The organism is Mesorhizobium sp. M1A.T.Ca.IN.004.03.1.1, from assembly GCF_003997555.1.
Lineage (GTDB): Bacteria > Pseudomonadota > Alphaproteobacteria > Rhizobiales > Rhizobiaceae > Mesorhizobium.
Genome location: NZ_RZTV01000001.1, coordinates 748,029 through 771,517 on the forward strand (window position 1 = coordinate 748,029; position 23,489 = coordinate 771,517).

Genomic DNA, 23,489 nt, shown 5'->3' on the forward strand with positions numbered 1-23,489 from the left:
GGCAAGTCCTTCAGGTTTGCGAAGTCTATTCCGCCGGCATGGCGACCGGGCGGGCGAGCGCGCGACCCGCGAGCACCACACCCAACCCGACGATCGGGAATACAGCCGCGACCAGACCGAGATCGGCCGGCGCGCCGAAGCGCAGCACCGCACCGCCGACCACCGCGCCAAGGGCGACCCCGAAATAGAGCGCCGAGGCGTTGAGCGAGAGCACGATCGGGGCGGCATCGGGCGCTATTTTGATGATCCGGCTCGCCTGCGCCGGCGGGAAGGCCCAGCCGACGATGCCCCACGGCACCATCATGCCCATCAGCGCCGGCCCGGCGATCGAATGCGGCAGGAAGGTCGGGATCAGCGACAAGGTGACGAGCATCGCCGCGCTCAGCCCCAGCGACCAGCAAACCGTGCGCGCCGCGCCGAAACGGTCCGCCGCCTGGCCGCCGGCGATGTTGCCGATGACGGCGCCAACGCCGAAGGCAAGCAGCATGCCGGGAAGCGCCAGCGGGCTGAGGCCGCCGCCCTCGATTGCCAGAGGCGCGATGAAGGCAAAGACGGTGAAGGCGCCGACCAGCGCCAGCGTGGTCGTGACCAGGATCGGCAACACGCCAGGACGGACCGCCGCCGCCAGCCGCGCCTTGAGCGGCAACCTGGTGCCGACAATGCCGCGCGGCAGCCGCCACCACAGGATCGCGCCGGCAAGCGCGCCGAGGCCGGCAATGGCAAAGAAGGTGCCGCGCCAGCCGGCAATCGCCGCCACCAGCGCGCCGAGCGGTGCGCCGACCGCGACCGCCACCGTGGTGCCGCCGACCACGACCGCGATGGCGCGGGCCCTGTGATGGTCGTCGACCAGCGCCACGGCGGTGCCTTGCGCAGTTGCCGCGAACAGGCCGGACGACAGCGCCATGACGATGCGTGCGATGAGCAGCAATTCGAAGGACGAACTTAGCGCCGCGACGATATTGCCGATGACGAAGAACACCAGCGTCCACAGGATGACGCGCCGCCGGTCCCACTCGCCGGTCAGCGTCGCCAGGATCGGCGCGCCGATCGCATAGGCGAGCGCGAAGGCGGTGATCAGCGAGCCGGCGAGCGGAACGGAGATGCCGGCATCCGCGGCGATATCGGGAAGAAGGCTGGAGATGACGAAGCCTTCGGTCGAGATCGCAAACGATCCGAGCGCAAGCCAGAAGATCCGCTTGTCCATGGGATATGTCCTTTGTTCAAAAGTTATTGAACAATTGGACATGAAGGGGCATGATGTCAACGGAACTTGGGCAAATTAGCGGAACCCTGCTGACAGCTCTGTGTCAGGACGGCGTAGAAACCGGGAAGCTGCGTAACCAAGCAAGAAGCGGAGACGCGTTGAAGTTGGTGCCGTTTGCGCTTAATTCTCAACCATGACCTTGCCTCATCCGACCGCCGATCAGATCAGCCTGCCGATCGTGCTTGCCGTGCTCGGCGACCCGACCCGGCTGGCAATCGTGCGCTTTCTCGCCAGCAAGGAAGGCGTGCCGATGAACTGCGGCAAGTTCCTCGACCTCGCCTCCAAGACCAATCTCAGCTACCACCTCGCCAAGCTGCGCGAGGCTGGCGTGACGCGCACCGAAGCGGTCGGCACCAGCCGGCTGATCACCCTGCGCCGCGACGACCTCGACAGGCGCTTCCCCGGCCTGCTCGACAGCGTGATCGCGGCCGCCGGCGAGGACAAGGCGCTTCCAGCGGTCGGCACCGCCGATGCGGAGATCGACGCCTGATGCGCATTGCCGTTCTGGCCGATATCCTTGGCAACGTGCTGGCCCTCCAGCCTGCCGGATCGCGTTGTGCGGCAATAGCCATCGCAGCGAGTTCATCCGCATTCCCGCCGGCGCATGTCTCTGAGCAGGACAGCCGGCATGCGCGCTACGGCATCGTCGAGATGGATGCCTCCCGGCCGCTCCGAGGCGATCGCCATCGCCTACGACCATGAAGCTGCCGCAAAGCAGGCCGAACAAGCGGACGACTGGAATGGGCGCACGCGCCGCGGACCGGATTTATAAAGATTGAGCGAAGCTCATATCCATGATTGAGCGAAGCTCATAATCTGATTGAGCGGAAACGCCAGGATTGCAGTGCATTAAGGATGAAGCGTAAAGTCACGCTCCGATCGACATTGCTGATCGCCGCTCCTTTGCTGCTGGCCGCCGTGCCGGCTTTGGCCCAGGACGCGCCAGCCACGATCATTTCAATCATCGGCGGCCTTGCGCCGGACGATCTCCTCAACATCCGCGCCACCGCTTCACCAGATGGAAAGGTCGCGGCGCGCCTGCCCAACGGCGCAGCCGTGAAGAATTACGGCTGCAAGACCGTCAATAACTATCCCTGGTGCAAGGTCGAGGACACGCAGGACGCGCATATCGTCGGATGGGCGCCGGCCCGCTATCTCAGCCCCAACAACCCGGCCCCGGCGCCCGAGGATGCAGCCGTGCCGGCAACTGACGCCGGCCCGCCACAGGAAGCGAACGCGCCCGAGCCCTCTGAAGAACCGCAGCCGGACATCGCCGCGCGCCTGGGTCGCAGCGAGCCGGCCGATCCGCCATCCGCGGCCGATATCAGCGCCGTCGCCATGCAGGATGCCTACGCCCTCGCCTTCGCCGCCTCGGCGATCACGGAGTCCGACACCCCTGCCCCAGACGCCGCCGACGGCATCCCCTGCGCGCGCCGGATCGGCCAGCCGATGACCCGCTGCCTGATCAGCGTCGCACATGAGGCCGGCGACAGCGTCGTGACCGTGACCTGGCCGGACGGCGGCACGCGCATCATCCACTTCCATGACGGCAAGCCGGCCGGCTCGGACTCCTCCGACGAATTCCGCTTCACCCGCGAAGGCAGCCTGAACATGATCCGCATCGGCGTTTCGGAGCGCTTTGAGATCACGGATCAGCTGGCCCTGGGGAAGCGATAGGCTGAAGACGCCGGCGGGACAGCGCCCCCCTCTGTCCTGCCGGACATCTCCCCCACTTGGGGGGGATCGGCTGTTTTGGCGCCTCGCTTTTTCTTCACCGTCGAAAATTGGCGAAAGCAGTCGTGGCGTCCAATCTCCCCCCTCGTGGGCGAGATGCCCGGCAGGGCAGAGGGGGCGCGAAGGAATGAGACGCCCTGTTTTGTTCCGTCACGCCAACCCGCAAAACCCTCATTTTCGGGGTTACATCCGCCAAAACTCTTCCCTATAAGGCCCTCCTAGCCTGATACCAGAATCGCAAGCACAACCGGCCGGGTCCTCCCCGCCCGGTTTTTCGTGCAAGCCGCTCGCCGAACGGAATCCACAGACCATGCCAAGACGCACCGACATCAAGTCGATCCTGATCATCGGGGCCGGCCCCATCGTCATCGGCCAGGCATGCGAGTTCGACTATTCCGGGACCCAGGCCTGCAAGGCGCTGAAGGAAGAGGGTTTCCGCGTCATCCTGGTCAACTCCAACCCGGCCACGATCATGACCGATCCGGAGCTGGCCGACGCCACCTATATCGAACCGATCACGCCGGAAGTGGTGGCGAAGATCATCGCCAAGGAGCGCCCCGACGCGCTGCTGCCCACCATGGGCGGCCAGACGGCGCTCAACACCGCGCTGTCGCTGCGCCGCATGGGCGTGCTCGACCGCTACAATGTCGAGATGATCGGCGCCGATGCGCATGCCATCGACAAGGCCGAGGACCGCGCGCTGTTCCGCCAGGCGATGAGCAAGATCGGGCTGGAGACGCCGCGCTCGATGCTGGCCAACGCCACAGAAGTCAAGGACGCCGACCGCAAGATCCACGAGGCCGAGCGCGCCGCGCTCAAAGCCGAGAACCCCGAAAACCTCGATGCCGCGCTCGATGCTTTGGAGACGCGCTGGAATCTCGGCGAAGGCGACCGCAAGCAGCGCTATATCAGCCACGCCATGGCGATCGCGGCGCAAGCGCTCGACCATGTCGGCCTGCCGGCGATTATCCGCCCCTCCTTCACCATGGGCGGCACCGGCGGCGGCATCGCCTACAACCGCGCCGAATTCTACGACATCGTTCAGTCCGGCCTCGACGCCTCGCCCACCACGGAGGTGCTGATCGAGGAGAGCGTGCTCGGCTGGAAGGAGTATGAGATGGAAGTGGTCCGCGACAAGGCGGACAACTGCATCATCATCTGCTCGATCGAGAACCTCGACCCGATGGGCGTGCACACCGGCGACAGCATCACCGTCGCGCCGGCCCTGACCTTGACCGACAAAGAGTATCAGATGATGCGCAACGCCTCGATCGCGGTGCTGCGCGAGATCGGCGTCGAGACGGGCGGCTCCAACGTCCAGTTCGCCGTCAATCCGGCCGACGGCCGCCTCGTGGTCATCGAGATGAACCCGCGCGTCTCGCGCTCGTCCGCGCTCGCCTCGAAGGCGACCGGCTTCCCGATCGCCAAGGTCGCGGCAAAGCTCGCCGTCGGCTACACGCTGGACGAGCTGGAGAACGACATCACCGGCGGTGCGACGCCGGCCTCGTTCGAGCCGTCGATCGACTATGTGGTGACCAAGATCCCGCGCTTCGCCTTCGAGAAATTCCCGGGCGCCGAGCCGGTGCTGACCACCGCCATGAAGTCGGTGGGCGAGGTGATGGCCATCGGCCGCAGCTTCCAGGAATCGCTGCAAAAGGCGCTGCGCGGACTGGAAACCGGCCTCACCGGCCTCGACGAGATCGAGATCCCCGGCCTTGGCTCGGCAGACCACGTCGACGACCGCAACGCCATCCGCGCCGCGCTCGGCACGCCGACCCCCGATCGGCTGCGCATGGTGGCGCAGGCGATCCGCATGGGTACCTCGCTCGAAGACGTGCACGCCATGTGCAAGATCGACCCGTGGTTCCTCGAGCAGATCGCCGGCATCATCGCCATGGAACAGCGCATCCGCGAGCACGGCCTGCCGCAGGATGCGCCGAACCTGCGCATGCTGAAGGCGATGGGCTTCTCCGACGCACGCCTGGCGTCGCTGACCAGAACCGACGCGGAAGTCATTCAGAAGACCAGGCAAAAGCTCGGCGTTCATCCGGTCTATAAGCGCATCGACACCTGCGCCGCCGAGTTCGCCTCGCCGACCGCCTATATGTACTCGACCTATGAGACGCCCTTCGCCGGCGAGCTCGCCAACGAGGCGCGCGTCTCGTCGCGCAGGAAGGTCGTCATCCTCGGCGGCGGCCCGAACCGCATCGGCCAGGGCATCGAGTTCGACTATTGCTGCTGCCATGCCGCCTTTGCGCTGCGCGACGCCGGCTTCGAGGCGATCATGGTCAACTGCAACCCGGAGACCGTGTCGACCGACTACGACACATCCGACCGGCTCTATTTCGATCCGCTGACGCCGGAGGACGTGCTGGAGATCCTGCGCGCCGAGCAGGCCTCCGGCGAGCTGGTCGGCGTCATCGTCCAGTTCGGCGGCCAGACGCCGCTGAAATTGGCCGACGCGCTGGAGAAGGCCGGCATCCCGATCCTCGGCACTTCACCCGACATGATCGACCTTGCGGAAGACCGCGACCGTTTCCAGAAGCTGTTGCACAAGCTCGGGCTCACCCAGCCGAAGAACGGCATCGCCTATTCGGTCGAGCAGGCGCGCCTCGTCGCTGCCGAGCTCGGCTTTCCGCTGGTGGTGCGCCCGTCCTATGTGCTCGGCGGCCGCGCCATGCAGATCATCTACAACGAAGGCATGCTGCAGACCTATCTGCTCGACACCGTGCCCGGCCTGGTGCCGGAGGACATTAAGCAGAAATACCCGGCCGACAAGACCGGCCAGATCAACACGCTGCTCGGCAAGAACCCGCTTTTGTTCGACACTTATCTGACCGGCGCCACCGAGGTCGATGTCGACTGCCTCTGCGACGGCAAGGAAACCTTCGTCTCCGGCATCCTGGAGCACATCGAGGAGGCCGGCATCCATTCGGGCGACAGCGCCTGCTCGCTGCCGGTGTATTCGCTGCAGCCGGAACTCGTCGACGAGCTGGAACGCCAGACCGCCGCACTTGCCCGGGCGCTCAATGTCGGCGGCCTGATGAACGTGCAATACGCCATCAAGGACGGCACGGTCTATGTGCTTGAGGTGAATCCCCGCGCCTCGCGCACCGTGCCCTTCGTCGCCAAGACCATCGGCCGTCCCATTGCGAAAATCGCCGCCCGCATCATGGCCGGCGAGACGCTGGAAAACGCCTTCGCGCATTACGGCGCCATGCCTGACGCGCGCAATCCCGGCCATATCGCGGTCAAGGAAGCCGTCTTCCCCTTCGCCCGCTTCCCCGGCGTCGACATATTGCTCGGGCCGGAAATGCGCTCGACCGGCGAGGTGATGGGCCTCGACCGCGACTTTGCGCTGGCCTTCGCCAAGAGCCAGCTAGGGGCGGGTGTTGATCTCCCCCGCGCGGGCACGCTGTTCGTCTCGGTGCGCGACGAAGACAAGAAGGGAATTCTGCCCGCCGTAAAACGCCTCGCCGAGCAGGGCTTCAAGGTGCTTGCCACCTCCGGCACCGCCCGCTTCCTCGCCGAGAACGGCGTGACGGCGGAAAAGATCAACAAGGTACTCGAAGGCCGCCCCCACATCGAGGACGCCATCCGCAATCGCCAGGTCCAGATCGTCTTCAACACCACCGACGGCCAGAAAGCCGTGTCGGACTCGAAGTCGCTCCGCCGCGCGACGCTGATGCAGAAGGTGCCGTATTACACCACGCTGTCGGGTGCTGCGGCCGTGGCCGAGGCGATCGCGGCGCTAAGGGCGGGGAACCTCGAGGTCCGGCCGCTGCAGGAATATTTTGGGTAAGGCTATTGGCGCTACGAAGCGCACCAGCCACGGTGCAATCTCTGTCTAATGAACCGTCTTGCCAATCTTCGGCGGCAGGCGACAAGGCAACGCTCATTCGGGCGGCCCATTCCAGCGATTGGCTGACTATTAATGAACCGTTGCCGCAACCGCTGGCCTATCGACTGAGCGCCCGTTTCGCCTGCTTAGGATTGCGCCGTAGAGCGCGACTTCGTGCCCTTTCATCTCAGGGCATTGGTACCGGCACCGATTAGCAACTTCGGAACTCTGCTTCCCCGCATTCTGCTCGTAGACTAAAAATCTGCGATGAATGACATGTCCGAAGACGAAATCGACCTGTGCTGCCCGCAGGTGGTCGCCGACAACGCCGCCAAGGGGCTGCGCCTGCGCAAGCAGTTTGGCCGCGGCGGCACCGAGATCGGCGTCGCGAGGGCGACGGAGTTGAAGAACCGCAAGAACCTTTCACCCTCGACCATCCGCCGCATGGTCAGCTATTTCGCCCGCCATGAGGTCGACAAGCGCGGCAAGAACTACGGCAACGAGGAAAATCCCTCTGCCGGCTACATCGCCTGGCTGCTGTGGGGCGGCGACGAAGGCCGCGCCTGGGCGCTGGAGATGAAGAAGAAAGTCGGCAACGCGCCGGACATCTGAGCAGCAGCCGGCTCTTCGTGGAACTGCTTCACAAAAACCCTATGAACCGCCCGGCGAAAAGCACGCAGGTCCACAGGCCGAGCGAAATCACGGCCAGGACGGCCGCGATGCCCCCGGCCGACTCGGCCACCCCGCTCGTGCGGGTCAAGCGCGTGAAGGCGAGGAAATTGGCCCCCGCCAGCAGGATCAGTGTTATCTTGGCAACGAAGATCGGCATCGCCGCATAGGTGCCCGCCTTTACCGAAAACAGCAGCGCCCCGGTGATGATCGCGCCGCCAAACGCCCCAAGGGCTACGCGGCGCAGCAGCGCGACGAACGGCGCGTGGGGCAGCGAGCGGAAGGCGCCAAGGACGCTGAAATCCATGAGGCCGACGCTGGTGAGCAGCGCGCCGACCGCCATGATGTGCAGCGCATTGACGATCGGATAAGCGACGAAGGAGGCTTTCAGCCCGCGCACCAAGGCAAGCTGCTCGATGCCGGCCAGAAACTCCGCCATCTAGGCCGGCGGCAGTCGGTCGGGATAGACGTCGTAGCGCTTGCCGCCGACGATGATGCGCACCGCCTTCATGCGCTTTTCCGCCTCCTCGCGCGAGCGATGGCCAATCGCGGTCACCGCGTCGCCGACCTTGGCGACCTCCTCGGTGAAGCCGGCGGCGATGGTGCGGGCCGGCGGCGCCATCTCCACCCGCCACACCTCCCCCTTCGCATCGACGTCCAGCGTCGCATGCGGATTGCCGATATAGATCACCGCGATCTTGCCCTTGAGCTCGAAGAAGTCGTCCTGCGTCCACGACCAGCCGTGATGGGCATAGGCGGCAGTGCCGGCAGCAAACATCAACGCCGCCGTCAGCACGACGCCCTGCATATGGTTCAACGGTGACTTCATCGCCCGTCTCCTCCACTCCTCCTGCCAGGTCGAAAGTAGGCTACGGCCCGGCCAGGTCAAATCACATCGGAGCTTCGGCCCGGCATGGCACGAATTTCGGGTCCGCGGCGTCCACACCACGATCAGGCCTTGCTACAGGCCTTCATGCTCCCCATTTTCGCTTCTCCTGGCCGCTCTTCGCATGCATCGGAGGCGGTCGAACTCACGTCTGAGCGAGGCAAACCATGAGCAGCATGAGGGACCGTCAGGAAGGCTTCGAAAAGAAATTCGCAATGGACGAGGAGACGAAGTTCAAGGCCGTGGCGCGCCGGAACAAGCTGCTCGGCCTGTGGGCCGCCGAAAAGCTCGGCAAATCCGGCGTGGATGCCGACGCCTATGCGAAAGAGGTGGTGCGCGCGGATTTCGAGGAAGCGGGCGACAACGACGTGTTCCGCAAGGTCCGTGCCGACTTCGACGCGGCGGGCGTCGTCCAGTCGGATGCCCAGATTCGCCAGGCCATGGACGAGTTGCTGGCAACGGCGGTCGAGCAGATCAAGGCGAGCTGAGGACCCGCTGCGGGGGGCAGAAACCACGCCCTCACCCGTGATGCGCCACCGCCAGTTCCTTCACATGCTTCTCGTGCATTTTCAGCACCGGCAGAGTCTTCTTGGCGAATTCCTTCAGCGCCGGGTCGTCGCCGGAATTGGCATAGGTGCTGAACAGCGCGACCGCGTCCCTGTGCGCATCCATCTGCATCTTGATATACTTCCGGTCGAACTCCGTGCCGCTCGCCTGCTTCAGCTCGCCTAGCATCTGCTGTTCCTTAGGCCCCAGAGCGGGGCCGGCAGGCTTGATAGAAGCCGTCGTCTGGCCCTGGCTCATCGCCGCCTTGAAATCCTCCCCGGCCTTGATGTGGTCCCTGACCATCTCGTCGGCAAAAGCCTTGACTTCGTCCGACTGCGACTTCTCCTCGGCCAGCCTGCTCGCCTGGATTTCGAACTCGTTGGCATTGGGTACGGTGGTGACGAAAGTCTGCGTGTCGACCTTGTTGTCTGTCGCCATTGGCGCGACATCGTTGCTGTCGCTCGACTGAGCAAGGGTGGCCGGCGCGCCGGCAAGGAGCGCCATGGCGGCCGCGGTCAGAAGCGTTTTCATCTGGAATCTCCGATCAGCCCCTTGCACTTCCAACGCGAAATGGCGCTGCCGGTTGCGTTGAGGGCGTGAAGGAGGCCGTGTTGAGTCAGGGTCAGGCCGAGCCGAGGATGGTCGTACCGAGAATACCGGAGCGTGCTTGAAGTACGTGAACACCGAAGCGCAGGACACCGCCATTCGCAGCCCGGCATCACCTGAACATCAGCACGGCCTATCCCTTCACGCCGCCGGCGGTTAGGCCGGAAACGATCTTGCGTTGGAAGATCAGCACCAGCACCACCAGCGGCACCGTGACGATCACCGAAGCGGCCATGATGTTGCCCCAGGGGATCTCGAACTGCGAGTTGCCGGAAAGCAGCGCGATCGCCACCGGCACCGTGCGCTGCGCGTTGTTGGAGGTGAAGGTCAGCGCAAACAGGAACTCGTTCCATGCGCCGATGAAGGCGAGCAGCCCTGTCGTCGCCAATGCGGGCCACATCAGCGGCAGAAAGACGCGAGTGACGATGATCCATGGCGTCGCGCCGTCGAGGATCGCCGCTTCCTCGATTTCGACCGGCAGGTCGCGCACGAAGGCGGTGAGCACCCAGACGGTGAACGGCAGCGTGAAGATCATGTAGGAGAAGATCAGTGCGATGAGCGAATTGTAGAGGCCGAAGGCCCGGATGATCTCGAACAGGCCGGCCAGCACCGCGACCTGCGGAAACATCGACACCGACAATATGGCAAGCATCAGCGCCGAACGGCCGCGGAACCGGACGCGTGCCAGCGCGTAGGCGGATGTCACGCCGAGCAGCAGCGAGATGAGCACGACGGCGCCCGAGACGACCAAGGAATTCAAGAGATTGCGCAGGAAAGGACCTTCGACCAGCACGTTCCTGTAGTTGGCGAGGCTTAACGCCTGCGGCCAAAGGCTCGCCTCGAACAACTCGGTGCCGGATTTCAGGCTGGTGACGACGGCGTAATAGAGCGGAAACACCGCGACGAAGACGATTGCCCCCACCAGGAGGAAGAAGCCTAAACGCTTCAACATCGCCATCTCAGCGGCCTCCTTCCAGCTCTATCCGGCCGATGCGGATGTAGGAAATGGTGAGCAGCGCGACGATCAGGAAAAGCAGCGTCGAGGCGGCCGAGCCATAGGCGAACTTGTCGAACTCGAACAGGTTCTCGCGCACGAACACCGACATCGATTTGGTGTGCACATTGTTGGGCGTCAGCACGTAGATCAGGTCGAAGATGCGCAGCGCGTCGAGCGCGCGGAAGATCACCGCAACCATGACCGCCGGGCGGATGAGCGGCAAGGTCACCTTCCAGAAGATCTGCCACGGATTGGCGCCGTCGAGCCTGGCGACCTCGATAACATCGCGCGGCAGCATCTGCAGCGCGGCGAGGAAAAGCAGCGCCATGAACGGCGTCGTCTTCCAAATGTCGACGATCAGTACCGCGATCATCGCCGTGTCGGTGCTCGCGGTCCAGGCGATTTTGGCGTCGATCAGGCCAAGGTTGAGCAGCACCGCATTGATGATGCCGAACTGGTCGTTGAGCATCCACTGCCACATCTTGGCCGAGACGATGGTCGGGATCGCCCAGGGAATGAGGATCGCCGCCCTGACGAAGCCGCGGCCTCTGAAATCGGCGTTGAGAACGAGCGCCACGATCATGCCGAGGACCGTTTCGCAGCTCACCGACACCACGGCGAAGAGCAGCGTGTTCCACACGGCGCGCCACCAGACCGGATCGGCGAGCAGCCCGTCATAGAGCACGCGGCCGCTCGGCATGCTGAGCATCGAGAAATAATTGTCGAAGCCGACCCATTGACGGGCGTCGAGATCGGCCAATGAGGCGTCGGTGAAGCTGTAGTAGAAAGTGCGCAGGAGCGGCCAGCCGGCGACGGCGGCAAGGACCAGAAGCATCGGCGCCAGAAACAGCCAGGCCGAGCGCACGCGTTGCCGCATCAGGCGCGAGCGGCTCACAGGCATCGCCCTCACCAGCCCTTGCCCTTCAGCTTGGTCAGCCTGGCTTCGAGATCGGCCAGATTGTCGGCGGCGCTGCCGTCGCCCGACATGGTGTTGTGGACGGCCGTCCAGAACTGGCTCGAGGCTTCGTTGTACTTGATTTTGGCGACCGCCGAAGGGCGCGGCGCCGCGTTGAGGAATATCTGCTTCCAGCGCGGGACGATCGGCTGTTCCCTGACGATATCGGGATCGTCATAGAGCGCTTTGATGGTGGGCAGGTTGGACGTCCTCAGCGTCCGATACTTCTGCATCTCGGGCGAGGCGATGAACTTCACCAGATCGATCGCCGCGTCCTGGTGCTTGGAATATTTGGAAACCGCGAGATTCCAGCCGCCGAGCGTTGCCGTCGGCCGGGCGTCTTCGCCGGTTCCTGCCGGCAGCGGCGCCACATCGAACTTGCCCTTGATCGGTGAGGTCTCGCTGTTGCCGAGCGCATAGGCATAGGGCCAGTTGCGCATGAAGACGGCATTGCCGGTCTGCCAGACGCCGCGCGATTCCTCTTCCTGGTAGGCGAGCACGCCCGGCGGCGCAATGGTGCCGATCCAGCCCTTGACCATGTCGAGCGCGGCCGCGGCTTGTCGGTTGTTGATGGAGACCGTGCCGTTGGGCTCGATGATCTGGCCGCCGCCATTCGACATCACCCATTCGAGCGCATCGCAGGTCAGCCCCTCATAGGCGTTGCCCTGGAAGACGAAACCCCACAGGTCCTTGTTGCCGGCGGTGCGCTCCTTGTCCATGACGAGCTTGGCGGTGTCGGCCAGTTCCTGCCAGGTGGTCGGCACCTTGGCGCCGTATTTGTCGAGCAGATCCTTGCGGTAATAGAGTGCCGGCGCGTCGGTGAAGATCGGCAGCGCCACCAGCTTTCCGTTCACGGTCTGCGACTGGATGATCGACGGGAAGTGCTCGGCCACGATATCCCTGGTCGCCGCGGTGAGATCGACGAGTTGGCTGGCAAGCTGCGGCGCCCAGATCACGTCGGTCTGGTAGACGTCGATGTCGCTGTTTCCCGCCGCGAGCCACAATCTGAACTGACCGAACTGGTCGGTGCCCGACGGCGGTATCACCACGATGTCGACCTTGTTGCCGCTCTGCTTCTGGTAGCGGTCGAGTATCTCGCGCAAGACCTTGATGCCGTTGCCCGTGTCGCCCGACACGATCGACAGCTCGACCGCGCGAGCCGGCGCCACCGCGAGCATCGCGCCGACGGCAAGTGCGAGGAATGCGCGGTAAAATTTCATGCTGGTGGGCCTCGCCTCGGAACCGTCCACGCGGACCTTGCCGCGTCGGCTGATGATGACCCTCCGCCCGCATTGAATGCGGAGCGACGCTTCGGGGTTCCAGACATGGCCATCGGGGACGGGCCGCGAGGGGACTGACCCGAGTCACTCGGTTAAGGGAGATCTCGCGATTGGCCGCACGCCCAAAGCGGGCGGGCTCCGAAACCCGCCGCCCCGGAGCCCGCCTTGGAGTGGCTGACGCATGCCGGCACAGCCTCTCCGACGCCTTGCCAGCGTCGATCCGCCGATCGGCCGCCCTGCACCACGACGCATTAGCATGCCCTAACGTCAGCTTGTGTGAAGCGGTTCACAATGCGCCCCGCATTCGGTTGTGCCGCCGCAGGCAAATGCCGCGAAGCGTTACCCTTCCCACGCCACTGGGAGCATGTCGAGCCGCTCGTAAAGCCTGAAGGCGGCGGGGTTCTTCACCGTGTTGGTCTTGAGGTCGACATGGGCTGCACCCCTGTCGCGGAAAGTCAGGAACACGTGCCGCATCAGCGCCTCGCCGATGCCGTGCCTTCGCGAGTCCGGATGAACCGCCAGATCCTTGACGAAGCCCGACGCCCAGCAAAGCGCGGCGCCCGCCAGCAGCCCCTTGCCGTCGATGACGAGGAAACAGAGGTCCGGATCGAACTCGGCATCGTCTGAGATGCGCGGCCACCATTCGTCGAACGGACCTTCGGCGCCGTCGTCGAATGCCTCTTCCAGCAGCGCGTGCAGGGCCTGCGCATCCCTGTGCTCGAACGGGCGCATGACGAAGCCTTCCGGCCAATGCGGCGCGGTCAGCGCATCATCGAGAAGCTTGCGAAGGCGGACATCGTTTGGGGTCGGCGGCCGGCGGCTGTCAGTGTCACGCATGCAACTGCCCCAAAGACCGATGGGACGCGCCTCGTTGCCGGCGCTCAGGCGCCTGGCTGCAGGCGGCGGCGGTCGACGCCGAGACCCGTTTGATCGAGCAGGCCCTTGCGCTTGGCGTCGTAATAATAGCCCGTCTGATAGAGCTGGTCGGCCCGCTTGGCATTACCGCCCGAGACCAGCCAGGCGCCGCGCAGGTATTTGACAGCGTATTTGAGATTGGTTTCGGCGTCGAACAGGCCGGCTGCCGGCCCGTCATAGCCCATGCCGCGTGCGGTCGCGTGCTTGATCTGCATCAGTCCCCAATGACCGTGATTATAGGCCTTCGGATTGAAGGTGCTCTCGCGGTTGACGACATGGCGCACCAGATCGACCGGCACTTCGTAGATCGCCGAATATTTCTCGATCAGCCGCTCGATCTCGGCGCGCGGACCTGTGGCATGCTGTTCGGGCTGGCCCGGTTGGGCAAGCAGCGCCGGGTTCTGCGGCATCACATAGGCGACCTGCTGCACGCCCGGCATGGGAGCCACCTTCACTGATTGGCCGGTGACCGGCATGGCAACAGCGGCGCTCTTGTAGGCGGCGGCCTGCTTGAGCGCACCGGGGCCGGTCGGCGATGCGCCGGCCAGCAGCACCGGCGGCGGCGGAAACTGCCCGGCGACGGGTGTCGAGCCGGAGAACGCGGCAGGTTGCGCCGGCGGCGGAAGGGCGGCGCCAGGTTGCGCCGGCGGCGGCAACGGCGCACCAGCCGTCGTCGCGCCAGGCGCCGTCGCCCCAGGTGCCGTCGCCAGGGCCACGGCATCGCCGGTCAGCGCCGCCGTTTGCACCTGAGCGAGGCCGGAAGGCTCCGGCAGCACAGCAACGGTTTCGGGCAGCGCGATGGTCGGTGTGTCGTCCTCGGCGGCCGGCGTCGATGCCGCCGCAAGCGCCGGCGAGGGTTTCATCTGTGAGGTCGAGGTACAGCCGCTGAGGCCGGCAGCGGCAACGAGCACGCCCATCGCGGTGAGGATGATTTTCGCTGCCAAGCCCTGCAGGTCCGATTGTCGGTTGTTGAAAAGTCCTTACACCAGCGATTCCAACCGGGCAATCAGGGCCAGTGTGCAGCTTTCGGGTGGCGAGACTCGAAGCAAACTGCGATATTGTTCCCCATCTGTACTGGAGATGTACCCGTTTTTCGCAGTTTGCGGAAAGGAGCGCACCCATGGAAAACGCATTGCCGATCACGGCCGGCCACGCAGTGTTAGAAACAGTGATCGGCTTCATGGGCATCGCCTGGAGCGAAAAGGGCCTGATCCGGCTCTGCCTGCCCGAGCGTAGCCGCGAAGCGGTCGAGCGCCGCCTGTTTCGCCATGCCGGCGCCTCTACCTCCACCGAACAGCCGCAATGGGTGGTCGAACTGATCGCCTCGATCAAGGCCTATGCGGCCGGGGAGGATGTCGATTTCTCCGGCGTGCCGGTCGATCTCGACGGCGTCGACGATTTCCGCCTCGCCATCTATGACGCTGCGCGCAAGCTCGGCTTCGGCGAGACCACCACCTATGGCGAACTGGCCAAGCGGGCCGGCCATGCCGGGCTTGCCCGCGAAACCGGTGCAGCCCTCGGCGCCAATCCGGTGCCGCTGGTCATTCCCTGCCACCGCATCCTTGCCGCGGGGGGCAAGATCGGCGGCTTCTCGGCTACCGGCGGCTCGGCCACCAAGGAGAAGATGCTGGCCATGGAAGGCGTGCGGGTCGGTCCGCCGCCGGCCGCTCAGGCATCATTCGCGTTCTGACACAGCTTGCCGAAAGGACTCTAATGGCGTGGGAAGATCCGCCGTCGGAAATGCCGGTCGAAGTCCGGCCGTTTGCAGATATAGACGGGGCAGGATTTAGTATCGGCGCTCGGCACATAGGCCCGCGCTCTCACCTCGCCCATGTTGCAGAAGCGCTCGTCCCGCACATAGCGGTCATAAAGCGGCAGTCCCGGCACGCGCGTCGACTGATAGCGCAGGATGACCGCGCCCTGCCTGGCGATCGTCGCCCGCACGCGGTCGCAGCTCATGCGCGTCGGGTCGTAGCGCGAGACGGCCTGCGCCTCGGCGGCCACCAACATCAGGCAGGCGGCAAGCAGAATTGTCCTCATGATCTTCTCCCGCAACAGCAAGCGCATCTTCCCTCCACAACGCATCCCCGGCTGCAAACCTTCCAAGCGCAGTGGGCTCCGTTGGACGCTATCGCGGCACATGCCGGTAAGGCCATCTTGTTTTCGTTCGCGAACCATACTATATCCGGCGCATTGAATTTGGCCGATCGATCGGGCCGCGATCTTCGCGTTTGCTGACGTCTATCTCCAAAATTTCGATACCACCGGCCGGGCTTTGGTCCGGTCAAACGAAGCAAATGTGAAGGACTCTACATGGCAACTGGTACGGTTAAGTGGTTCAACGCCACCAAGGGCTACGGCTTCATCCAGCCCGACAATGGCGGCGCGGACGTTTTCGTCCACATCTCCGCCGTCGAGCGCGCTGGCATGACCACCCTCGTTGAAGGCCAGAAGATCAGCTTCGAGATCGAGCAGGACCGCCGCACCGGCAAGTCCGCTGCTGGGTCTCTGAGCAAGGCAGCCTGATTTGGCGCTGGCATTTTGCAGCCGGGCGTGATCGCCTGGCATTGCACAATGCGCCTAGTTAGCGACGCGCACCGGGCGAGAGCCTGGAGCGGGCGGCAAGTCACGGATGTACTGACGGTCGTGCGATAAGCGCGCCGGAGCGAAAGGACCCGACAAGCTGGAACAGCAGATAGCTGCCGGCCCGGCCCCAACGCTTCCGATCAGGCTACCGGCATAGGAAGGCGGGCATTGTCCCGCCTTTTTTGTTGCCTGAATTGGCAAGCCGCCGCCCGCGCTTGTGGTCCCACTTTGCTGCCGGCAAACTGCGTGACCAAAGGCCGTTCGCCGTACCGGCCGACAAGAACTTCACTTCGATGAGACCAATCCGCGACATCCATCCCTCCATTTCAAAAGGTGGGAGAGCTTTGGTCGGCGAGGATAGACGACAATTATCGGCCTTGGCCCTCGAAAGCGCTGATGGCTTCGACTGGATCTGGATCGGCACCCCATGCCGAATACGATCGTCTCATCAAATAGCCAGCATTCGGCGGCTGCAAGATGCTGCGGCATAGAAACAGACTACCCCACCCAATCGATCGGCACGTGCCCCTTGTCCGTCTCGACCCGCTTCAGCCACTCCACCACGGCCGGATAGGCGTCGAGCTGGAAGCCGCCCATCTCGGCGGTGTGAGTGTAGGCATAGAGCGCAATGTCGGCGACGCTGTAGCTGGCGCCGGCAAAAAAGGCGTTCTGCTCCAGATGCTTGTTCATCACGCCGAGCGCCTTGTTGCCGCGCCCCAAGGTAAGCGCCAACCGTTCCGGCGTCGCATCCTTCGCCCTCTCGGGAAATGTGAGCAGCGCCTTGCGCACCGCGATATAGGGCTCGTGGCTGTACTGCTCGAAGAACAGCCACTGATAGGCTAGCGCCCGCTCATATCTGTCGGCCGGCAGGAAGCGCGTGCCTTCGGCGAGATAGAGCAGAATGGCGTTGGATTCAGCGATGCGTCGGCCGTCGTCGAGCTCGATCAGCGGCACCATCGCGTTGGGGTTCTTGGCGACATAGTCGGCCTTGCGCGTCTCGCCGGTGTGTGAGCTCACTTCGATGCGGGTGAAGGGAATGCCGAGCTTTGCCATCAACAGACGCGGCTTGTAGCAATTGCCGCTGTCAATCATGTCATAAAGGATCATGGCCCCTCTCCGCGCGCGACGAACGATCGGCAGCCTCTAACTCGCCTGTGCGGAGTTCATCCAGTGATTTGTTTTTGAGTGAAAGCATCAGCGGCGCTGATGCAAAGGCACTACCTTGTTGTCCATGCCGAGCAGCGCATCGATCGCCAGCGGCTCTTCGTTGAAGATGGTGCCGGCGAGCGCCGGGCGGGCGAGGTGATATCCTTGCAGGAGGTCGACGCCGCCATCGAGCGCGACGCGCAGATGCGTGGCATGCTCGATGCCCTCGACCAGCACCTTGGCGCCGCGGTCGTGCAGCGTCGAAACCAGCGGCCGGAAGAACCGCTCGGCGGCGGCATGGCGGCAGAACTCGGCGAACCAGCCGCCGTCGATCTTGACGATGTCGGGCGACAGCAGGCCGATGCGCGCTTCGGTCGAATGTCCGGTGCCGAAGTCATCGATGGCGATGCGGACACCGCCACGCCTCATCTCGCGCACGAGGCGGGCGAGCACATGCTCGTCGGCTGCCTGCTCGGTGATCTCGCAGACCAGCATGGCCGGCTCGAGGCCGAAATCGCCGAGATGCCTGGCCATCAGCCGGATCTCGGCGAGCGCCCGTCCGAGATGATCGTTGATCATCGGATTGTAGTTGAAGAACAGGGTAAGGCCATCGACGCCGATGTTGCGGTAGTTGCCGAGATGCAGCATCCGGCACATCGTCTCGACGAACAGACGGTCCTTTGCCGCAACGCTGTCGAAGAAAACTTGCGGCGCAACCGGCGTCGCGACGCGCCGCGGCTCGATCAGCGCCTCGACGGCGACGGGTTGCAGCGATCTGCCACGCGGCGCGAAGATCGGCTGGTAGGCGCTCCACAGCCGGAACTCGCCATAGACGCCGAATTGAAGGCCGATCTCGTCTTCGAAGATCGCTTCGGCGACACTTCGCCGCCTTTCGGGGCGCTGCCTGTCGGGCCGCCCGATCATGGCGTCACCTTGCGCCCAAACGCCTTGGTCGGGCGAGCTGACGCCACCGGAGCGGGACTGGCGGCCGCGATCGTTTTGCCCTCCCCGGCCGCGGGCGCCTGCACGCTCTTGCCGAAGACGCGAAGACTGGTCGAGGCCAGCTCCGGCCGGGCAAGCACATAGCCTTGCACCATCGACGCCCCGGATTTCTCGGCGAGCTCGAGCTGCCAGCCTTCCTCGATGCCTTCGAAAACCGTGCGGATGCCCTGACTTTCGAAGCTCGTCACCATCGTTGTCAGCAGCGCGAATCCGGCTCCGGACTCCATCAGCTGCGTGATCCAGTTGGCGTCGAACTTGACGATGTCCGGCCGCAATTCCTTGATGCGGTTGATGTCGGATTCGTCGGCGCCGTAATCGTCGACGGCGATGCGGAACCCGTTGGCGCGCAGCGCCTCGACGAAGCTGTAGAGCGTTTCCTGCGAAGCCGATTTCTGCTCGGTGACCTCGCACACGATACGGCGCGGGTCGATGCCGGCCTCGTGCAGCACCAGCCGCATGTCGCGCAGCGCCTTGTCGACGATGGCGCGGTCGGTGAACACCGACGGATCGAAATTGACGAAAATCGACGCCTCTTGCGGCAGACAGCCGCCGGCGTTGAGCAGATGCAGCGTCCTAGTCAGCGCCTCGATATGCAGCCGGTCGCCTGCGGGGCAAGTGCCGAAGAAGCTCATCGGCGATTGCGGCTCACCGTCGCGGAACGGGCGGATAAGCCCCTCGAAGGCGACGAGCGAAAGCTTGCCTCCATCGAAGGCGAAGATTGGCTGGAAGGCGCTCTGCAGCGTGTAGATTCCCCAGACACCGCTTGAGGTGCCGTCATCATGACGGATGATATGGGCAAGCCCGATGCTGCGCGACAAAGGTCCCTCGCTCCGCAGAATAAGCGGAATTCGATCTGCCATCCTGCCAGCCAAGGGTTTACCGCTCGTTGATGAATTTATAGTTGCCGCTCACGCCACCTTGACCTCTGGATCACCCGACAATGCTTGCGCTTGGCCCGATGATGCGACATGAGAGGCGCCGCGGCCGCTCCTGGCCGCGCCCTTCTCTTGGAGACGCTCTGTCATGGCCTTTCTTGCCGACGCCCTTTCCCGCGTGAAGCCTTCCGCGACCATCGCGGTGACGCAGAAAGCGCGTGAGCTGAAAAATGCCGGCCGTGACGTCATCGGCCTCGGCGCCGGCGAGCCGGACTTCGACACGCCCGATAACATCAAGAACGCGGCGATCGAGGCGATCCGGCGTGGCGAGACCAAGTACCCGCCGGTCTCCGGCATCGCGCCGCTGCGCGAGGCGATCGCGAAAAAATTCAAGCGCGAGAACAATCTCGACTACCGACCGGAGCAGACCATCGTCGGCACCGGCGGCAAGCAGATCCTGTTCAACGCCTTCATGGCGACGCTGAACCCCGGCGACGAGGTCATCATCCCGCGCCCCTATTGGGTGAGCTACCCGGAAATGGTGGCGATCTGCGGCGGCACGTCCGTCTTTGCCGACACCTCGATCGACAACGGCTTCAAGCTGACGGCTGAGGTGCTGGAAAGGGCGATCACGCCGAAGACGAAATGGCTGCTGATGAACTCGCCGTCCAACCCATCGGGCGCCGCTTACACCGAGCGTGAACTCAGGGCCCTGGCCGACGTGCTGCTCAAGCACCCGCATGTCTGGACGCTGACCGACGACATGTATGAGCACCTGACCTATGGCGACTTCGTCTTCAAGACCATCGCCGAGGTCGAACCGAGCCTCTACGAGCGCACGCTAACCATGAACGGCGTGTCGAAGGCCTATGCCATGACCGGCTGGCGTATCGGCTACGCCGCCGGCCCGGTGCCGCTGATCAAGGCAATGGACATGATCCAGGGCCAGCAGACTTCCGGCGCCTGCACCATCGCGCAATGGGCGTCCGTCGAGGCGCTCAACGGCCCGCAGGACTTCATCGCCAAGAACAGGGCGATCTTCCAGGGGCGGCGCGACCTCGTCGTGTCGATGCTCAACCAGGCGCGCGGCATCTCTTGCCCATTGCCGGAAGGCGCCTTCTACGTCTATCCGTCCTGCGCTGAGCTGATCGGCAAGAAGACGAAGGCCGGCAAGGTCATCGACAATGACGAAGTCTTCTGCTCGGAGCTGCTCGACGCCGAAGGCGTTGCCGTTGTGTTCGGATCGGCCTTCGGCCTCGGCCCGAACTTCCGCATCTCCTACGCAACATCGGAGGCGCTGCTGGAGGAAGCCTGCACCCGCATCCAGCGCTTCACTGCGTCGCTGACCTGATCGGCAACGCCGCCATCCACAAAACCCGGCTTCGCGCCGGGTGCCGGGTTTTGTTGGACGGCAATCAGCCGCCATACTGTTCGTCGGAGACCGCCTCGAGCCACTCGGCATGGACGCCGTCCAGCGCTTCCTGCATGGCGACATGCGTCATCGTGGTCTTCGGCCCGGCGCCGTGCCAGTGCTTTTCGCCCGGCGCGAAGGAGATGACGTCGCCGGCCCTGATCACCTCGATCGGCCCGCCCCACGTTTGCGCAAGCCCGGCGCCGGCCGTGACGTAGAGCGTCTGGCCGAGCGGGTGCGTGTGCCAATGCGTGCGGGCGCCCGGTTCGAAACTGACCAGGGTTGCCCTCAGCCGCGCCGGCGCCTCCTTCTCGATGATCGGCGTCTGCAGCACCTTGCCGGTGAAATACTTTTCAGGCGCGATGATCGTCGGCACGCTGCCGCACGCAATGATCTTCATCGTAGAAACTCTCAAATCGTTAGGGACCGGTCCGCCGCAGCGGGAGGTCAGTTTCTTGCTATATGGCGACCGACGCAATCGCCTTTCATCGCTTGAGCCACCGGGCTGTTCGAAACCGAGCACAAAACCAAAGCCGGCGCATTTCCTATTTTCCTTGCCCTCTCCGCGAACCCGTGTGACGATGGCCTTGGCAGGTGGTGAGCAACAACCCCGCCCGCGACGGCTGAACAGGCCGGCCGCCGCTCCCAGGGAAACGCCTGAGTGGAGGTCAGCCATGGGTAATCGCGCCGGAGGACGACGCACGGGACCGAAATGCATCGCCATAGTCGGTCCCTTCGCAAGCGGTAAGACGACACTTCTCGAAGCTATCCTCGCCCGCACGGGCGCCATTCCCCGCCAGAATCCCGTCTCATCGGGCAACACGGTTTCCGATCATTCGCCAGAAGCCCGCGCCCACGCCATGAGCGTCGAGGCGACCTTTGCCACGACGGAATTCATGGGCGAGCAGTTCACCTTCGTCGATTGCCCCGGTTCCATCGAGTTCGCCTTCGAGGCGGAGCCGGTGCTTGCCGCCTGCGATGTCGCCGTGGTCGTGGCCGAAGCGGACGAAAAGAAGATACCCGCGCTTCAGCTCATCATGCGCAAGCTCGACGATCTCGGCGTGCCGCGCATCCTGTTCCTCAACAAGGTGGACAAGGCGGTCGCCGGCGTGCGCGAGACGCTAAAGATGCTGCAGCCGGCCAGTTCGGCGCCGCTGCTGCTGCGCCAGATTCCGTTGCGCAAGGATGGTGTCGTTATCGGCTCGATCGATCTGGCCTTGGAGCGCGCCTATGTCTACCGCGAATATGCCGAAAGCCAGGTCGCCGAGATTCCGGACGACGACAAGGCGCGCGAGCTCGAGGCACGGTTCTCGATGCTGGAGACGCTGGCCGACCATGACGACCAGTTGATGGAGCAGTTGCTGGAGGAGATCGAGCCGCCGAAGGACGCGATCTTCGATGACCTTGCCGCCGACCTGCGCGCCGGCTCGGTGACGCCGGTGCTGATCGGTACCGCCGAGAAGGGCAACGGTGTGCTGCGCCTGTTGAAAGCTATCCGCCACGACGCGCCTGACGTCGAGGCGACGCGCAAGCGCCTTGGCGCGCCTGATGGCAGCCAGACGGTCGTGCAGGTGATGAAGACCATCCACACCGCGCATGGCGGCAAACTGTCTATTTCGCGTGTGCTTTCCGGCCAGGTGGCCGACGCGGCCGAACTCTTCCTCTCCAGCGGCGACACGACGAAGGTCTCCGGCATCTACAAGATGCTTGGCAAAGACCAGTTGAAGCTGCCGTCGGCCAAGGCTGGCGATACCGTCGCGCTCGGCAAGCTCGACAATGTCAGGACCGGCCAAACGCTGAGTTCGGCCAAAGGCGGCATCAAGCCGCTGATCGCCCTGGAGCCCCCGCAACCGGTGTTCGCATTCGCTTTGCGCCCCAAGGAGCGCAAGGACGAGGTCAAGATGTCGGCAGCGATCCAGAGGCTAGCCGAGGAAGACCCCTCGCTCAGCCTGCACCACAACCAGGACTCCGCGGAGACCGTATTGTCGGGCCATGGCGAGATGCACCTGCGCGTCGTGCGCGAGCGGCTGGAGGGCAAGAACCAGATCCCGATCGATGGCCACTCGCCGGCGGTTCCCTATCGCGAGACGATCCGCAAATCCGCGCAGCAGCGCGGCCGCCACAAGAAACAGTCGGGCGGCCACGGCCAGTTCGGCGACGTGGTGATTGAGATCAAGCCGCTGCCGCGCGGCACGGGTTTCCAGTTCACCGACACCATCACCGGCGGCGTCGTGCCAAAAACCTATATCCAGTCGGTGGAGACCGGCATCCGCGACTATCTGAAATCCGGTCCACTCGGCTTCCCGGTGGTCGATGTCGCCGTCAACCTTTCGGACGGCTCCTATCATGCCGTCGACTCGTCCGACATGGCCTTCCAGATGGCGGCCAAGCTGGCGATGAAAGAAGGCATGGCGGCCTGTTCGCCGGTTCTGCTGGAACCGATCATGAAGGTCGAGATCGTCACGCCTTCAGATGCGACCTCGAGGATTATCGCTTTGATCCCGCAGCGGCGCGGCCAGATCCTTGGCTATGACGCGCGGCCCGGCTGGCCGGGCTGGGACGTGGTCGAAGCGACCATGCCCCAGGCCGAGATCGGCGACCTGATCATCGAGCTGCGCTCGGCGACGGCAGGCGTCGCCAGCTACAAGGCCGTCTTCGACCATATGGCCGAGCTGACCGGGCGCCTCGCCGACGAGGCGATGAACGCCAACGGCAAGGCCGCCTGATCGGATCTTGTTGAAGACGCGAAAACGGCGCCCGGATCGTCCGGGCGCCG

Annotated in this window: 23 protein-coding genes; 9 read left to right on the top strand and 14 right to left on the bottom strand. The window is 64.3% G+C overall.

Features of this window, described 5'->3' with window-relative positions; all coding sequences use genetic code 11:
- Positions 1 to 25: 25 nt before the first annotated feature.
- Complete coding sequence (locus EOD29_RS03545) at positions 26 to 1,204, bottom strand: MFS transporter (RefSeq protein ID WP_067326740.1); 1,179 nt, start codon at positions 1,202 to 1,204, stop codon at positions 26 to 28.
- A gap of 193 nt (positions 1,205 to 1,397) precedes the next feature.
- On the opposite strand from EOD29_RS03545, the gene EOD29_RS03550 reads away from it, so the two are divergent.
- The 4 genes from EOD29_RS03550 (at position 1,398) to EOD29_RS03570 (ending at position 7,451) form a co-directional block, all read left to right on the top strand.
- Positions 1,398 to 1,754 (top strand): helix-turn-helix transcriptional regulator, encoded by a 357-nt coding sequence (locus tag EOD29_RS03550; protein WP_067326737.1) that lies wholly within the window; start codon positions 1,398 to 1,400, stop codon positions 1,752 to 1,754.
- A gap of 395 nt (positions 1,755 to 2,149) precedes the next feature.
- Complete coding sequence (locus EOD29_RS03560) at positions 2,150 to 2,941, top strand: SH3 domain-containing protein (protein WP_348626453.1); 792 nt, start codon at positions 2,150 to 2,152, stop codon at positions 2,939 to 2,941.
- 367 nt (positions 2,942 to 3,308) lie between these two features.
- A complete protein-coding gene (gene carB / locus EOD29_RS03565) occupies positions 3,309 to 6,800 on the top strand; it encodes a carbamoyl-phosphate synthase large subunit (protein ID WP_127245937.1) in 3,492 nt (1,163 codons plus the stop codon).
- A 315-nt stretch (positions 6,801 to 7,115) separates the two neighbouring features.
- Positions 7,116 to 7,451: a hypothetical protein gene (locus EOD29_RS03570; RefSeq protein ID WP_095801825.1), complete on the top strand. Its 336-nt coding sequence runs from the start codon at positions 7,116 to 7,118 to the stop codon at positions 7,449 to 7,451.
- Between the two features lie 28 nt (positions 7,452 to 7,479).
- Here EOD29_RS03570 and EOD29_RS03575 read toward each other — a convergent pair whose 3' ends face one another.
- Together EOD29_RS03575 and EOD29_RS03580 are read right to left on the bottom strand one after the other, a co-directional pair.
- Complete coding sequence (locus tag EOD29_RS03575) at positions 7,480 to 7,947, bottom strand: hypothetical protein (RefSeq protein ID WP_067326725.1); 468 nt, start codon at positions 7,945 to 7,947, stop codon at positions 7,480 to 7,482.
- Positions 7,948 to 8,337, bottom strand: a complete 390-nt coding sequence (locus EOD29_RS03580; protein ID WP_127245938.1) for a DUF6152 family protein — start codon at positions 8,335 to 8,337, stop codon at positions 7,948 to 7,950.
- 224 nt (positions 8,338 to 8,561) lie between these two features.
- On the opposite strand from EOD29_RS03580, the gene EOD29_RS03585 reads away from it, so the two are divergent.
- Positions 8,562 to 8,882 (top strand): DUF1476 domain-containing protein, encoded by a 321-nt coding sequence (locus EOD29_RS03585; RefSeq protein WP_066994550.1) that lies wholly within the window; start codon positions 8,562 to 8,564, stop codon positions 8,880 to 8,882.
- Between the two features lie 31 nt (positions 8,883 to 8,913).
- On the opposite strand, the gene EOD29_RS03590 is transcribed toward EOD29_RS03585, so the two are convergent.
- The 6 genes from EOD29_RS03590 to EOD29_RS03615 form a co-directional block, all read right to left on the bottom strand.
- Positions 8,914 to 9,471, bottom strand: a complete 558-nt coding sequence (locus tag EOD29_RS03590; RefSeq protein ID WP_127216255.1) for a DUF4142 domain-containing protein — start codon at positions 9,469 to 9,471, stop codon at positions 8,914 to 8,916.
- A gap of 208 nt (positions 9,472 to 9,679) precedes the next feature.
- On the bottom strand, positions 9,680 to 10,504 hold the full coding sequence (locus tag EOD29_RS03595) for a carbohydrate ABC transporter permease (protein WP_095823228.1): 825 nt from the start codon (positions 10,502 to 10,504) through the stop codon (positions 9,680 to 9,682).
- 1 nt (position 10,505) lies between these two features.
- Positions 10,506 to 11,444 (bottom strand): sugar ABC transporter permease, encoded by a 939-nt coding sequence (locus EOD29_RS03600; RefSeq protein WP_095826842.1) that lies wholly within the window; start codon positions 11,442 to 11,444, stop codon positions 10,506 to 10,508.
- Positions 11,445 to 11,449: 5 nt separating this feature from the next.
- Entirely contained in the window at positions 11,450 to 12,718 is a 1,269-nt protein-coding gene (locus EOD29_RS03605) for an ABC transporter substrate-binding protein (RefSeq protein WP_127245939.1), read from the bottom strand.
- Between the two features lie 399 nt (positions 12,719 to 13,117).
- Positions 13,118 to 13,615 carry an N-acetyltransferase gene (locus EOD29_RS03610; RefSeq protein ID WP_095823231.1) on the bottom strand — a complete coding sequence of 166 codons (498 nt, stop codon included), beginning with the start codon at positions 13,613 to 13,615 and terminating at the stop codon, positions 13,118 to 13,120.
- Positions 13,616 to 13,659: 44 nt separating this feature from the next.
- A complete protein-coding gene (locus EOD29_RS03615; protein WP_127245940.1) occupies positions 13,660 to 14,637 on the bottom strand; it encodes a lytic transglycosylase domain-containing protein in 978 nt (325 codons plus the stop codon).
- Between the two features lie 176 nt (positions 14,638 to 14,813).
- Between EOD29_RS03615 and EOD29_RS03620 the strand changes: the two genes are divergently transcribed.
- On the top strand, positions 14,814 to 15,383 hold the full coding sequence (locus tag EOD29_RS03620) for a methylated-DNA--[protein]-cysteine S-methyltransferase (protein WP_127245941.1): 570 nt from the start codon (positions 14,814 to 14,816) through the stop codon (positions 15,381 to 15,383).
- A gap of 20 nt (positions 15,384 to 15,403) precedes the next feature.
- Here the strand turns inward: EOD29_RS03620 and EOD29_RS03625 are convergent, their stop codons facing one another.
- Complete coding sequence (locus tag EOD29_RS03625) at positions 15,404 to 15,733, bottom strand: hypothetical protein (RefSeq protein ID WP_067327152.1); 330 nt, start codon at positions 15,731 to 15,733, stop codon at positions 15,404 to 15,406.
- 273 nt (positions 15,734 to 16,006) lie between these two features.
- On the opposite strand from EOD29_RS03625, the gene EOD29_RS03630 reads away from it, so the two are divergent.
- Positions 16,007 to 16,219, top strand: coding sequence for a cold-shock protein (locus EOD29_RS03630; protein WP_066994534.1), 213 nt, complete (start codon positions 16,007 to 16,009; stop codon positions 16,217 to 16,219).
- A 558-nt stretch (positions 16,220 to 16,777) separates the two neighbouring features.
- Here EOD29_RS03630 and EOD29_RS03635 read toward each other — a convergent pair.
- The 3 genes from EOD29_RS03635 to EOD29_RS03645 all read right to left on the bottom strand — a co-directional run bounded on the left by EOD29_RS03635 (position 16,778) and on the right by EOD29_RS03645 (position 19,245).
- On the bottom strand, positions 16,778 to 17,386 hold the full coding sequence (locus EOD29_RS03635; protein ID WP_127245942.1) for a glutathione S-transferase family protein: 609 nt from the start codon (positions 17,384 to 17,386) through the stop codon (positions 16,778 to 16,780).
- Positions 17,387 to 17,473: 87 nt separating this feature from the next.
- Entirely contained in the window at positions 17,474 to 18,349 is an 876-nt protein-coding gene (locus EOD29_RS03640) for an EAL domain-containing protein (RefSeq protein ID WP_095823234.1), read from the bottom strand.
- Positions 18,346 to 19,245, bottom strand: coding sequence for an EAL domain-containing protein (locus tag EOD29_RS03645; RefSeq protein ID WP_095823235.1), 900 nt, complete (start codon positions 19,243 to 19,245; stop codon positions 18,346 to 18,348). Before EOD29_RS03645 ends, EOD29_RS03640 begins: the two co-directional genes overlap by 4 nt.
- Before the next feature lie 205 nt (positions 19,246 to 19,450).
- Between EOD29_RS03645 and EOD29_RS03650 the strand changes: the two genes are divergently transcribed.
- Positions 19,451 to 20,653 (top strand): pyridoxal phosphate-dependent aminotransferase, encoded by a 1,203-nt coding sequence (locus EOD29_RS03650; protein ID WP_127245943.1) that lies wholly within the window; start codon positions 19,451 to 19,453, stop codon positions 20,651 to 20,653.
- Between the two features lie 64 nt (positions 20,654 to 20,717).
- Here the strand turns inward: EOD29_RS03650 and EOD29_RS03655 are convergent, their stop codons facing one another.
- Positions 20,718 to 21,113 (bottom strand): cupin domain-containing protein, encoded by a 396-nt coding sequence (locus tag EOD29_RS03655; RefSeq protein ID WP_066994518.1) that lies wholly within the window; start codon positions 21,111 to 21,113, stop codon positions 20,718 to 20,720.
- Positions 21,114 to 21,387: 274 nt separating this feature from the next.
- Between EOD29_RS03655 and EOD29_RS03660 the strand changes: the two genes are divergently transcribed.
- A complete protein-coding gene (locus EOD29_RS03660) occupies positions 21,388 to 23,439 on the top strand; it encodes an elongation factor G (protein ID WP_067326663.1) in 2,052 nt (683 codons plus the stop codon).
- Positions 23,440 to 23,489: the final 50 nt, after the last annotated feature.

Bases quoted from the DNA above. Each gene is read 5' to 3' on its own strand.
- EOD29_RS03600 (WP_095826842.1), bottom strand. From the start codon at position 11,444: ATGCCTGTGAGCCGCTCGCGCCTGATGCGGCAACGCGTGCGCTCGGCC.
- EOD29_RS03630 (WP_066994534.1), top strand. From the start codon at position 16,007: ATGGCAACTGGTACGGTTAAGTGGTTCAACGCCACCAAGGGCTACGGC.
- EOD29_RS03660 (WP_067326663.1), top strand. From the start codon at position 21,388: ATGGGTAATCGCGCCGGAGGACGACGCACGGGACCGAAATGCATCGCC.
- EOD29_RS03625 (WP_067327152.1), bottom strand. From the start codon at position 15,733: ATGAGGACAATTCTGCTTGCCGCCTGCCTGATGTTGGTGGCCGCCGAG.
- EOD29_RS03595 (WP_095823228.1), bottom strand. From the start codon at position 10,504: ATGGCGATGTTGAAGCGTTTAGGCTTCTTCCTCCTGGTGGGGGCAATC.
- EOD29_RS03585 (WP_066994550.1), top strand. From the start codon at position 8,562: ATGAGCAGCATGAGGGACCGTCAGGAAGGCTTCGAAAAGAAATTCGCA.
- carB (WP_127245937.1), top strand. From the start codon at position 3,309: ATGCCAAGACGCACCGACATCAAGTCGATCCTGATCATCGGGGCCGGC.
- EOD29_RS03545 (WP_067326740.1), bottom strand. From the start codon at position 1,204: ATGGACAAGCGGATCTTCTGGCTTGCGCTCGGATCGTTTGCGATCTCG.
- EOD29_RS03550 (WP_067326737.1), top strand. From the start codon at position 1,398: ATGACCTTGCCTCATCCGACCGCCGATCAGATCAGCCTGCCGATCGTG.
- EOD29_RS03650 (WP_127245943.1), top strand. From the start codon at position 19,451: ATGGCCTTTCTTGCCGACGCCCTTTCCCGCGTGAAGCCTTCCGCGACC.
- EOD29_RS03590 (WP_127216255.1), bottom strand. From the start codon at position 9,471: ATGAAAACGCTTCTGACCGCGGCCGCCATGGCGCTCCTTGCCGGCGCG.
- EOD29_RS03640 (WP_095823234.1), bottom strand. From the start codon at position 18,349: ATGATCGGGCGGCCCGACAGGCAGCGCCCCGAAAGGCGGCGAAGTGTC.
- EOD29_RS03635 (WP_127245942.1), bottom strand. From the start codon at position 17,386: ATGATCCTTTATGACATGATTGACAGCGGCAATTGCTACAAGCCGCGT.
- EOD29_RS03570 (WP_095801825.1), top strand. From the start codon at position 7,116: ATGTCCGAAGACGAAATCGACCTGTGCTGCCCGCAGGTGGTCGCCGAC.
- EOD29_RS03620 (WP_127245941.1), top strand. From the start codon at position 14,814: ATGGAAAACGCATTGCCGATCACGGCCGGCCACGCAGTGTTAGAAACA.
- EOD29_RS03575 (WP_067326725.1), bottom strand. From the start codon at position 7,947: ATGGCGGAGTTTCTGGCCGGCATCGAGCAGCTTGCCTTGGTGCGCGGG.
- EOD29_RS03655 (WP_066994518.1), bottom strand. From the start codon at position 21,113: ATGAAGATCATTGCGTGCGGCAGCGTGCCGACGATCATCGCGCCTGAA.
- EOD29_RS03605 (WP_127245939.1), bottom strand. From the start codon at position 12,718: ATGAAATTTTACCGCGCATTCCTCGCACTTGCCGTCGGCGCGATGCTC.
- EOD29_RS03610 (WP_095823231.1), bottom strand. From the start codon at position 13,615: ATGCGTGACACTGACAGCCGCCGGCCGCCGACCCCAAACGATGTCCGC.
- EOD29_RS03580 (WP_127245938.1), bottom strand. From the start codon at position 8,337: ATGAAGTCACCGTTGAACCATATGCAGGGCGTCGTGCTGACGGCGGCG.